Origin of the sequence: Oceanidesulfovibrio marinus, from assembly GCF_013085545.1 — a bacterium.
GTDB lineage: Bacteria > Desulfobacterota > Desulfovibrionia > Desulfovibrionales > Desulfovibrionaceae > Oceanidesulfovibrio > Oceanidesulfovibrio marinus.
Genome location: NZ_CP039543.1, coordinates 2,820,866 through 2,831,766, shown reverse-complemented (window position 1 = coordinate 2,831,766; position 10,901 = coordinate 2,820,866). Strand labels below are relative to the sequence as shown.

The window sequence follows — 10,901 nt, the reverse complement described above, 5'->3', positions numbered from 1 at the left end:
TTATCCGACGGGGCCTGCCTGACCCCGGTTCTTGAAGATCTGCGCGAGTATCGTGGCCACCGCCTGGTACAGCTCCTCGGGAATCGTATCTCCCACTTCCACAGCACTATACAAGGCTCGTGCCAGCGGCTTGTTTTCGCGGACAGGTACGTTGTTTTCGCGGGCGACTTCCTTGATCCGCTCGGCCACGGCGTCCGCGCCCTTGGCCAGAACCTGCGGCGCAGGCGCCTCTTGTGGATCGTAGCGCAGGGCCACGGCGATGTGCGTGGGGTTGGTGACGACCACGTCGGCCTTGGGCACCTGAGCCATCATTCGCCGGCTCGACATCTGGAGCATCTTCTGCTTCTGCTGCTGCTTGACCTTGGGGTCGCCTTCCATCTGCTTGCGCTCGTCCTTGACCTCGTCCTTGGTCATCTTCAGCTGTTCGGTGTAGTCCCAGCGCGTGTACCAGAGGTCCAGGGCCGTGATGATAAAGAGTGGCAGCAACACCCAGATCACCATGTCTCCGCCGGAGTCCAGCATGTAAGCAGCCACATTGCGCGCCGGCTGATAGAACATGGGTAGCGATTCCGAGAGCTTGCCCTTGACCATGTAGTAGGCGACCAGGCCGATGACCAAGGCCTGTCCCATGGACTTGAAGAGGCGAACCAGGGTGGAGAGGCTGAAGAAAATGCGCTGCATTCCGCCGACGACGTTGAACATCTTGCCGAATTTGGGCTCGAAGACCTTGGTGGTCCACAAGGAACCGACCTGCAGATAGTTGCTGAAGAAGGCGAAGACTGCCAGGGCGAGCATCACGGGCAGAACCATGACGGCCATGGCTTTGAGTATCATGGAGAATAGCGCGTAGAGACTCTCGGGCGTCAGCGCGAAGGTGGGGGCGGTCTCCATGAACCAGCGGAAGAGCTCCTCCATATCCTCACCTATGTACGACACGTACATCCTGAGAACGACCACGCCGGCCAGCAGCACAAAGGTCTTGCCCACCTCCTGCGACTTGGCGACGTTGCCCTCGTTGCGGGCTTTGTCGAGCCGTTTTTGAGTCGGCTCTTCTGTTCTGCTTGGATCTTGCTGGGGCATGCCGAGACCCTATGCCGCAAGGCGCATGAGCGAGTCGAAGATCGCCAGGAACTGGTCGATGAAGCGGCCCATGTAGTTGGAAATGATTGTGAAAACCAAGCCCAGGAAGAAGAAGCCCACGCCAACCTTGATGGGGAAGCCCACGAACAGGACGTTCATTTGCGGAGCCGCGCGGGAGACCAGGGCCAGGCCCAGGTCCACCAGAAAGAGCGAGACCATGATCGGCGCGGCAATGCGCACCGCGAGGATGAACATCTGCCCGGAGAACTCGAGAACCCGCCCGGCAACGGCAGGCGTGATGAACAGGCTGCCCGGCGGCACCAGCTCGAAGCTCTTGGTCACGGCGAACAGAAGATACAGGTGGCCGCCCAATGTCAAAAATGTGAGCATCGCAACCATCCACAAGAAGTGGGCGGTTACGGCCTCGGACGTGCCGGTGATGGGGTCGATCACGTTGACCATGGCGAAGCCCATCTGGAAGCCGACGATCTGGCCGCCGGTCTGGATGGCGGCGAAGATGAAATGGACGATGAGCCCCAGGGTCAGGCCCATGGCGGCCTCGCCGAGAATCATCAGGATGATGGAGACAGGGTGCGTCGGGAAGGCGGAGCCCGGCAGCGACAGGTGCGGCCAGAACGCCAGCGTGACCACCAGGGTCAGGGCGGCCTTGACCGATCTCGGGATGGTGTCCCCGCCGTAGAAGGGCAGCATGAAGAGCACGATGCTGACCCGGAAGAGGGTCAGCAGAAAGCTCAGGACTGTGTCTGGTGCGATGCCGAGAAACTCCATGCCCACGCGAGATGCAAGGGAGGGGCCAAGCGGCGAAGGTCAATGGATACGGCGGATCGTGCGGTTCAGGCAGGCGATTCTGACGGCTCGGGCGACGCTGCGCCGACACTGCCGCCGGATGCAGGATGGTACTCCGGAACCGCCATGGCCAGCAGCCGCCGCAGCTCGTCCGGCTCGCGCCGGGCGGCCGCATCGGCCAGCGTGGTCAGGATATCAGCATAGGTCCCGGGCGCCGGGCAGGAGGACTCCTCCAGGACAAGGATCTGCGAGTGCTCGGAGGGCGCGGCGTGCTCGTCCGCGCTCACCAGCTCCTCGGCCAGCTTCTCGCCGGGTCTGAGGCCGGTGATGCGTATCTCGATGTCCTTGTCCGGCTCTTTGCCCGAGAGGTGGATCAGGTCTCGCGCCAGGTCGATGATCTTCACCGGGTTGCCCATGTTGAGCACGAAGATCTCGCCGGCCGAGCCCATGGCCCCGGCCTGCAGGATGAGCAGGCACGCCTCCTCCACGGTCATGAAGAAGCGCGTCATCTCCGGGTGGGTCACGGTTACGGGACCGCCGTGGGCGATTTGCCGTCGGAAGAGCGGGATGACCGAGCCGGAGGAGCCGAGCACGTTGCCGAAGCGCACCGCGGCGAGCTTCATGGAGCCGCCCCGGCGGCACTGCATCAACCGTTCGGTGAGCCGCTTGGTCGCGCCCATGACGTTGGCCGGGTTCACGGCCTTGTCCGTGGAGACGATGATGGTGCGTTCCACGCCGTGGGCGTCGGCGATGTCCAACAGGCTCTCCGTGGCCAGCACGTTGTTGGTCACGGCCTGCCAGGGGTGGAGCTCCAGCATGGGCACATGCTTGTACGCCGCGGCATGGAAGACCACGTGGGGCTTGTGCTCGGCAAAGACCCACTCGGTCCACCGGCGGTCCGCCAGGGTGCCCAGCAAGGGCGTGTGCCTGGTAAAGCCCCGTTCGTGCTCCAGCTCCATGGCGATGGTGTAGAGGCTGGACTCGTTCATCTCCACCAGCAGCAGCGAGGCGGGGTCGAAGTGGGCGATTTGCCGGCAGAGCTCCGAGCCTATGGAGCCGCCAGCGCCGGTGACCAGCACCCGTCGGCCCGTGAGATAGGCGGAAATGCGCTCCCGTTCGGGCTGGGCCGTCTCGCGTGGCAGAAGGTCGCGGTAGTCCACCTCGCGCAGGGCGGAGACCGTGACCCGGCCCTGGGCGATCTCGTGCAGGGAAGGAATGGTCCGGTAGCCCAGGCCGGCGCGCTCGCACACGTCCACGGCGCGGCGCATGGCCTCGGGCACGGCTTCCGGCAAGGCGATGAGCGCTTCCTGCACGGGCGCGCGCTGCGTAGTAAGCCACTCCTCCACGTCGTCAAGCCCACCCACCACGGGCACGGCGTGCAGCCGCAGCCCCTGCTTGGACGGGTTGTCGTCAAAGATGGCCGCAACCTCGATGCCTGTCTCGGGGCGGTCCTCCATGTCGCGCAGCAGCGCCTCGGCCGCAGTGCCCGCACCGAACAGCACGCAGCGACGCCGGGCCGCCGGCCTCCAGCGGCCCCGCGCGAGGTGCATGAGCCGCTCCCGCGAGAGATCCGGCCAGCCCATGCCGGCCACCATGCGAATGAACACCCGCACGCCGCCCACCAGCAGCATGGTGAACAGCCAGTCGAGCACAAAGACCGAGCGCGAGAAGCCGTGGAAGCGGTGGGCGATGAGCAGCGCCGCAAGCATGACCAGGGAGGCCAGGGTGGCGGCCTTGGCCACGGCTGCGAGGTCGTGGATGCTGGTGAACCGCCACATGCCGCGGTGCAGGTGGAAGAGCCGGAAAAAGAGCAGCTTGAGCGCGGTGAAGGGGACGATGAAGGCCAGAAGATAGGTCCACTGCTCGGCCGGCAGAGCCCCGCCCTCGAAGCGCACGAGATAGGCCAGGGCATAGGCCGCAGCGGCGAGCAGGGCGTCCACGGCGTTGAACAGGGCGCCGGTGCGTTTCGGGGAGGATGGCATGTGCGTGGATGTACCTTTGGAGTGTGGAACCCCCTGTGCTCTATACCAGAACAGCCCGCAGGTGTGAACGCCTGCGGGCTGTGAAAGATTGTGCGGACCGGCGGCGCATCGCCGGTCCGCAGTCGAGGAGGCTGCGCGAGGCTAGGTCACGCTTAAGCCCTGGTAGAGGACCACTGCCAGGACGAAGCCGATGATAGTGGAGTAGGCGGTTGAGAATATCGCCCACTTCCAGTTTGTTTCCTTGGCAATGGTTACGACAGTCACAAAGCATGGCGCGTAGATCAGCACAAAGGCCATGAGCGCCACGGCGGTGGCCATGGTGAAGTTGGGGTTGCTCTCGATCCGCTCAGCCAGGGAGCCCGAGTCCTCCGGGTCCACCTCGCCCAGGGAGTACGACGTACCCAGCGTGGAGATGACGACCTCTTTGGCCGCGAAGCCGCCCACCAGGGCGATGTTCAGCCGCCAGTCAAACCCGGCCCAGCTGGTCACGGGCTCGAGGGCCGTGCCGATACGGCCGGCGTAAGAGTGCAGGAGCGCGGCCTCGGCCTCCTGGTTGGCAACGTCGTCCAGGGACGAGGTCACAAGGGCGTCGGTTTCCTCAGTCGAGAGGTTCTGAGCCTGGGCCTCGGCCAGGGCCTGGGTCTGCGCCGTCTCGGCCATGGTCTCGAACTGCGTGACCTGATCCTGGGGCAGGGACGGGAAGGTCATCAGCGCCCAGAGCAGGATGGAGACGGCCAGGATGACCGTACCGGCTTTCTTGATGTAGTGCCAGGTGCGCTCCCAGGTGTGGATGCACATGCCGCGGAAGGTGGGCATGCGGTACGGCGGCAACTCCAGGACAAAGGGGGTGGAGGGGCCGCGGATCACGGTGCAGCGCAGGACCTTGGAGGTGACCAGGGCCATGGTCCAGCCGGCCAGGGAAACCAGGAACAGGGCCAGCGCCTGGTGGGTGGGGAAGAACACGCCCACGAGCAGGATGAACACGGGCAGCTTGGCGCCGCAAGTCATGAACGGCGCGGTGAGCACCGTGGCGATCTTCTCCTTGGGGCTGCGCAGGGTGCGCGCGGCCATGACGCCGGGAACGGCGCAGCCGCCGGCGATGCCGCCCGAGATGATGAAGGGCATGACCGAGGAGCCGTGCAGGCCGAAGAAGTTGAAGACCTTGTCCAGCATGTACGCCACACGCGCCATGTAGCCGGAGTCCTCCAGGAAGGAGATGCAGAAGAACATGATCATGATGAGCGGCACGAAACCGAGCACGCCGCCCACGCCGTCAATGACGCCCGAGACCACGAGGGACTGCAGCAGGCCGTCTGGCAGTATGGAGGCGGCCGTGTCGTGCAGGAAGCCGAAGAGCGACTCCAGCCAGCCCATGGGCACCTCGCCCAGCACAAAGGTCAGGTTGTAGATGGCGAAGAGCACGGCGACCATGATGATGGGGCCGACCAGCCGCTGGGTCAGCACCCGGTCGATCTTGTCCGAGAGCAGGATGCGCTCCTTGCGGTCCTCGCGGGAGAGCACGCCCTGCTTGAGGATGGAGGAGATGAAGCCGTAGCGGTAGTCGGCGATGATCGCTTCCGGATCCATGTTCAGGGTGGTGCGGCAGTGCTCGGCAACGCGGCGGGCGAGGTCTTCCAGGGTCTCGGCCACCTTGCCCGCGTTGCGGCCCTGTTCGAGCACGGCGTCGTCGCGTTCGAGGTACTTGATGGCGGTCCAGCGGGCGGGGTAGCGATCGGTAAGGAACTTCTCGCGCTCGATGGCGTCGACCATCTCGGCGATGACAGGGTCCAGGTCCGGGCCGTAGGAGATGGTCAGCGGCTTCCAGTCCGCATTCTGGTTCTCTTGGGCGTGGGTGCCGGCGGCGGCAAGCAGCTCGTCCATGCCCTTGCCGGTGCGGGCGATGGTCTCCACCACGGGAAGGTCCAACAGCTTGGAGAGCCGCTCGGAATCCACGATCCAGCCGTGGGCTCTGGCCTCGTCCATCACGTTCAGGGCCAGCATCACGGGTGCGCCGAGCTCCAGGAGCTGGACGGTGAGGTAGAGGTTGCGCTCCAGGGCGCTGGCGTTGAGCACGTGGATGACGGCGTCAGGACGTTCGTCCGCCAGATACTCGCGTGCGACAACCTCTTCCTGGGAGTAAGCCGTAAGCGAGTATGTGCCGGGAAGGTCGACAAGCTGGAGCTTGCGATCACCGCAGGTCACGCAGCCTTCCTTGCGCTCCACGGTGATGCCCGGATAGTTGCCCACGTGCTGGCGGGCACCTGTGATGGCGTTGAATACTGTTGTCTTGCCGGCGTTGGGATTGCCGGCGAGGGCTATGACAAGGGGCTTCTGCATAAGGTCCCTTCTGTCCATTGTTGAACTCCGCATATTGTCTCGAGCGTCCTTGTGCTCGCTATTCTTAAAGAAATGGGGGTAGGCAGGAGATGTTGTTTATCTAGTTGGAGGAGGCGAGGGGCTCCACATAGATAAAGTCGGCTTCGTTGTTGCGCAGGGTCAGGGTGAAACCGCGGAGACGGAGGGCGACGGGGTCCTTGAGCGGAGCCCGGCCGATGACCTCGATCTCGGTGCCTGGAATCAGGCCCATGTCACGAATGCGGCGGCCAAGCTCGCCATGCGCTTCGATGCGGCGCACCTCGGCCTTCACACCGACAGCCAGACCGCGCAAGCTGTGAATTTGTTCGGACATATTTCATACCTCCATGGTGTGTATTGAACAGATAAAACAATGCGGGCAGGCGGCACGGCTAGGCAACCTACGTCAACGTCCCTTTCAGCTGGGGAAGGTGGGCCGGCGAAGCGGTTTTGCTTGCATCCGACTTCATGTTCGAGGCTGCTTCCTGCGCGGGAGCGGTCTCTTCCCCCCGAACGGCGGCGGAAGCGGGAATGCACAGGATCTTGTCCGCCTGACCACGACCAATGACGATGGAGCTGCCGCGGACCGAGCAGCGCACCGCACTCCGGCCAGGGGACTCGATGACAAGCGCAGTGCCAGGGGTGAACCCCATGGCGTATAGCCGGCAGGCCATGCGGCCGCGCTCGATTCTGTCCACCAGCACGGTTTCTCCGGCGCGGAAATCGGGCAAGGGTTTCGCGTCCGGATGCGCAACTCCGGCAGGTTGCTCGCAACACGGCTTGCCGCAGCCATGACGGCGGCGCCGTTTGTGATGTCTGTGGCCCGAGCCAACCTTGTCTGGTCCGTCGTCCGAGCCAAAAGTGAAGAAACGGAAGTTGCGCATGTCTTGATAGCTATTCTCGTTGAGAATGGTTGTCAAGCGCTGTGGGGAAAAAATCCTTCCGCGATGGTCAGTTTTTTAACAAAGAATGAATATCCTTTGAATAGGGTTGCTTGTGCAAAACGCTGGCAAAGTGGTATCGAGAGAAACACACTGTCTATCCGGTATGGTATCCTCGGCCCATGCAACGGCAAAAGCGAGACATTCATGCGTCGATTGGATGATAACGGCACAGTCGATGGAGGCCTGCTTGCCGTCGATGTGGGGCTTTCAACTGGATTCGCACGGTTCGACGACGAGTGCCGGCTGCTCTGGCATGGCTCGCACAACTTTGGCGCCGCGGCCCGGCACAAGCGCGGCGTTATCCATATATTGGACCGCGCCGGCGAGGTGGACTGGCTGGCCCTGGAGGGCGGGGGGCCGCTCCTGCGCCACTGGGAAAACGAGGCCAGGCGGCGGGGCATCGAGGTGCTGGTCTACAGCGCGGAGGAGTGGCGGGAAACGCTTTTCCCCCTGCGGGAGCGCGCGGACGGCGAGCGGGCCAAGTCCTATGCGCGGCAGGCGGCCGGGCGCATCATCCTGCGCGACGGTCCCTCCGGCCCGCGGGAGGCGCAGGCCGACGCGGCCGAGGCCATCTGCCTGGGCGTGGCCGCGTGTCTGGACCTGGGATTGCTTGTGGAACCGCCGGACGAACTGACCGGCTGAAAGGTCGCCGCAAGGCGCCGTATCAATACAGGAGACGAAACGCCATGCCCACGGGGAATGAAGCGATGGAGGCTCTGGAGGCCAGGCTCCGCGAGAATCCGCCCATGCTGCTGGACGGCGGCACCGGCACGGAGATCGAGCGCCGCGGCGCGGCCATGCACGAAAAGGCCTGGAGCGCCATGGCCTCGCTCACCGATCCGGACATCGTGCGCGGCGTACACCGTTCCTATCTGGAGGCCGGAGCGGAGCTCATCATCGCCAACACCTATCCTTCGAACCGCCATGTCATGTCGCGGGCCGGGCTGGCCTCGGAGTTCGAGCCGGCCAACCGCCGGGCTGTGGAGCTGGCGTTGGAGGCGCGCGCCGAGGTGGAGGCGCGGGGCAGGGCGGCTCCCGGCCGCCGTCTGTGGGTGGCGGGCTCCATGTCCACAACCACGTTTACCGGCGGACTGGACAGCGACGTGCTTGCCTTGGGCGGCGCTTCCGACCATGGCTACCAGGCGCAGGCGCGGATTCTGGCCGGCGCCGGGGCGGATCTGCTCATTCTGGAGATGATGCGCGACGTGGAGGAGACCCTGCTCTGCCTGGACGCGGCGCAGGATACCGGGCTGCCGGTGTGGCTCGGCTTCAGCGCGGAGCGCGACACCCGCGGCGGGCTGCGCTTCTACGGCTCGCAAGCACCCTTTGAGGAGGGCGTGGCCGAGGTACTGGACCAGGGCCGTGCGCCGCAGGCCGTGGGCGTGATGCACAGCCAGATGGAGCTGGTGGCGGACGCCGTCGCCGCGATCAGGCGTGCGTGGGACGGGCCGATCTTTGCGTACCCCCACCACGGCATCTTCGAGATGCCCAACTGGCGGTTCGACGACACCCTGGAGCCCGAGGCCTTTGCCGCGAGGGCCATGGACTGGGTCCGGCTGGGGGTGCGCGCCGTGGGGGGGTGCTGCGGCATCCGGCCGCCGCATATCGCCGCGCTGCAAGAGGCGCTGGCAAGGGACTACGGCGGGTAGGCTCGCTACTCTTCGACGTCGAAGCCGATGGCCTCGATGGCCGAACGGACCGTGTCCTTGTCCACCGGGCCGGAAGTCTCGAAGGTCACATCGCCGGAGGAGAGGTCCACCTGCACGTCATGGACGTTGGGAATGGCTTCGAGGGCCTGGGTGACGGACTGGCTGCAATGCTGGCAGCGCATGCCTTTGACGCGGATTGTCTGCGAGGAGCTCATAAATTCTCCGGAAATAGGGTAGATGCCGCAGGCCGGAGACTCCCCCGACCGTACGAAACAGTCACGTTTTCAAGGATGGTAGCACGGCTGTAGCGTGTGGTCCACAGGCACAGGACACGCACGTTGTCGGCAGGATCGCCTGTTCGTACCGCGAGTTTTCTGTGGGAAGGGAGGCCCGGACAGTTGAGCCGGGTGCAAGGGAAACGGACGGTTACGAATTTTTTATGAAGCCGTGGCAGCCGCGCCGATTCGGGCCGGAGGGGCTGGCGGTGCGCGCCGCGCAGGGATTCCGCCGGGAAGATTGTTGACAGGCCGGCCAACATTTTTATGATGCGCCCTCACCAATGGACAGCATGCACACCAGTTACCGGCCCTTGTGCGGCCGATTTTTCCAAGGATCATCCATGCCCAAGTCGTTGTGGAGCAGGCGTTTTTCGTCGCGTCGCGTCGCGTGTTTCTCCGTGTTTTTCACCCTGGCCGTGCTGCTGGCCGGCATGGCGCCCGCAGCCCATGCGGCGGACGATCTGCGCCGGACCCCGGTGGTGCGCGCCGTGGAGAAGGCCAGCCCCGCGGTGGTGAACATCACCACGGACCGCGTGGTGACGCGCAGCGCGCCCTTTGGCGGGGGCAACAACCTGTTCTCGCCGTTCTTCAAGGAGTTTTTCGGCGATCTGCCCCAGCGCAGCTATAACCAGCAGAGCATGGGCTCCGGCGTGATTATCGACGGCAAGCGCGGCCTGGTGCTGACCAACGCGCACGTGATCAACGGCGCCACCTCGGTTCGCGCGCGGCTGGTGGACGGGCGGGAGTTCAAGGCCCAGCTCGTGGCCTCGGACCCGGACTTTGACATCGCCGTGCTGCGACTGGACGACGCGGCCAACCTGCCGCAGGTGCCCATGGGCGACTCCGACGACATTCTTATTGGCGAGACGGCCATCGCCATCGGCAACCCCTTCGGCTTCACGCATACAGTGACCACGGGCGTGATCTCCGCCGTGGAGCGCTCCATCCGCACGGATCACGGCATCTACACGGACTTCATCCAGACCGACGCGGCCATCAACCCCGGTAACTCAGGCGGTCCGCTGCTCAACCTGCACGGCGAGCTCATCGGCATCAACACGGCGATTCACGCCCAGGCCGAGGGCATCGGCTTCGCCATTCCAGTGAACAAGGCCAAGCGCGTGGTGGGCGAGCTCCTTGGCACGGGCCGGGTAAGCCCGGTGTGGCTCGGTCTCTCCGGCCAGAGCATCGACCCCGGCACGGCCAGCTACTTCGGACTGGACCGGTTGCAAGGCATGATCATCACCAAGGTCTACGCCGGCCTGCCCGCAGCCCAGGCCGGTCTCAAGCCTGGTGACGTGCTGCTTTCCATGCAGGGCGTGCCCGTGCAGGACAAGGACCACTACATGGCCATGCTGGAGAACTACGTGCGCGGCGAGACGCTGACCCTGGGAATGCTGCGCGACGGCAAGCGGTTCCAGGCCAAGGCGATGCCCACGCCGTACGCCACGGACGAGGCGCTGGCCATGGCGCGCGAGCGTTGGGGGGTGGAGATAGGGGAAGCCGACGGCAAAGGCATCCCGGTGCGCAACGTTATATCCAACAGCCCGGCCAGCCAGCTTGGGCTGGAACCCGGCGACGTGCTGCTGCAGATCGGCAGCATCGAGCTCAAGTCGCGCGATGATTTCGCCAAGGCCTTCATGCGCCACCGGATGAACAATCAGGTGCTGCTCATCGTGGGCCGCGCCGGCCGGATGTATCACGTGCGCATGCAGATCTGACGCGGGCTCGCAGCCGGAAGCAGCAAGGCGCAGCAGGCCGCGGCCTCTGCCGGGTTTTCTTGACACATACAAGGCCGAACGCTAT

Annotated in this window: 10 protein-coding genes; 3 read left to right on the top strand and 7 right to left on the bottom strand. The window is 64.7% G+C overall.

From position 1 onward, the window contains the following. From flhB to E8L03_RS12495, 6 genes are all read right to left on the bottom strand, one after another. Window positions 1-1,080 carry a flagellar biosynthesis protein FlhB gene (flhB, locus tag E8L03_RS12520; RefSeq protein WP_144307112.1) on the bottom strand — a complete coding sequence of 360 codons (1,080 nt, stop codon included), beginning with the start codon at window positions 1,078-1,080 and terminating at the stop codon, window positions 1-3. A gap of 9 nt (window positions 1,081-1,089) precedes the next feature. Further along, on the bottom strand, window positions 1,090-1,869 hold the full coding sequence (fliR, locus tag E8L03_RS12515) for a flagellar biosynthetic protein FliR (protein WP_144307130.1): 780 nt from the start codon (window positions 1,867-1,869) through the stop codon (window positions 1,090-1,092). A 65-nt stretch (window positions 1,870-1,934) separates the two neighbouring features. Next, window positions 1,935-3,869: a polysaccharide biosynthesis protein gene (locus E8L03_RS12510; protein WP_171267524.1), complete on the bottom strand. Its 1,935-nt coding sequence runs from the start codon at window positions 3,867-3,869 to the stop codon at window positions 1,935-1,937. A gap of 141 nt (window positions 3,870-4,010) precedes the next feature. Further along, window positions 4,011-6,206 carry a ferrous iron transport protein B gene (feoB, locus tag E8L03_RS12505; RefSeq protein ID WP_171267523.1) on the bottom strand — a complete coding sequence of 732 codons (2,196 nt, stop codon included), beginning with the start codon at window positions 6,204-6,206 and terminating at the stop codon, window positions 4,011-4,013. Window positions 6,207-6,306: 100 nt separating this feature from the next. Next, window positions 6,307-6,558 (bottom strand): FeoA family protein, encoded by a 252-nt coding sequence (locus E8L03_RS12500; protein WP_144307110.1) that lies wholly within the window; start codon window positions 6,556-6,558, stop codon window positions 6,307-6,309. A gap of 67 nt (window positions 6,559-6,625) precedes the next feature. Further along, on the bottom strand, window positions 6,626-7,108 hold the full coding sequence (locus tag E8L03_RS12495; RefSeq protein WP_144307109.1) for a FeoA family protein: 483 nt from the start codon (window positions 7,106-7,108) through the stop codon (window positions 6,626-6,628). A gap of 204 nt (window positions 7,109-7,312) precedes the next feature. Here E8L03_RS12495 and E8L03_RS12490 point away from each other — a divergent pair, with 204 nt between their 5' ends. Together E8L03_RS12490 and E8L03_RS12485 are read left to right on the top strand one after the other, a co-directional pair. Then, window positions 7,313-7,810, top strand: coding sequence for a hypothetical protein (locus E8L03_RS12490; protein ID WP_144307108.1), 498 nt, complete (start codon window positions 7,313-7,315; stop codon window positions 7,808-7,810). A 44-nt stretch (window positions 7,811-7,854) separates the two neighbouring features. Continuing rightward, entirely contained in the window at window positions 7,855-8,817 is a 963-nt protein-coding gene (locus E8L03_RS12485; RefSeq protein WP_144307107.1) for a homocysteine S-methyltransferase family protein, read from the top strand. A gap of 5 nt (window positions 8,818-8,822) precedes the next feature. Here E8L03_RS12485 and E8L03_RS12480 read toward each other — a convergent pair whose 3' ends face one another. Beyond that, window positions 8,823-9,032, bottom strand: a complete 210-nt coding sequence (locus tag E8L03_RS12480) for a heavy-metal-associated domain-containing protein (protein WP_171267522.1) — start codon at window positions 9,030-9,032, stop codon at window positions 8,823-8,825. A gap of 404 nt (window positions 9,033-9,436) precedes the next feature. Between E8L03_RS12480 and E8L03_RS12475 the strand changes: the two genes are divergently transcribed. Further along, on the top strand, window positions 9,437-10,816 hold the full coding sequence (locus tag E8L03_RS12475) for a trypsin-like peptidase domain-containing protein (RefSeq protein ID WP_144307105.1): 1,380 nt from the start codon (window positions 9,437-9,439) through the stop codon (window positions 10,814-10,816). Window positions 10,817-10,901: the final 85 nt, after the last annotated feature.